The sequence below is a fragment of the Achromobacter sp. SIMBA_011 genome, assembly GCF_046535435.1.
GTDB classification, from domain to species: domain Bacteria; phylum Pseudomonadota; class Gammaproteobacteria; order Burkholderiales; family Burkholderiaceae_B; genus Achromobacter; species Achromobacter dolens.
Genome location: NZ_JAWRWN010000953.1, coordinates 1 through 249, shown reverse-complemented (window position 1 = coordinate 249; position 249 = coordinate 1). Strand labels below are relative to the sequence as shown.

Genomic DNA, 249 nt, shown 5'->3' with positions numbered 1-249 from the left:
GCGCTCTGGCAGCGCCGCGCGATGACGGTCGTGTTCGTCACGCACAGCATCCAGGAAGCGGTATTTCTGTCGAGCCGCGTGGTGGTCATGCAGGCGCGGCCGGGCCGCGTGATCGCCGACGTGCCGATCGACGGGCCCGCCGCGCGCGACGACGACTGGCGAATCAGCACGCCGTTTATCGAACATACATGCGCGCTTTCGAAACGCATTGCCGACGCGCACGCCGCGTTGCAGATCGACGAGGACAGC

1 pseudogene is annotated in these 249 nt (G+C 67.1%); it reads left to right on the top strand.

The window, feature by feature from the left end:
- Positions 1-249, top strand: a pseudogene (locus SB816_RS33820) (ABC transporter ATP-binding protein); the annotation flags it as partial.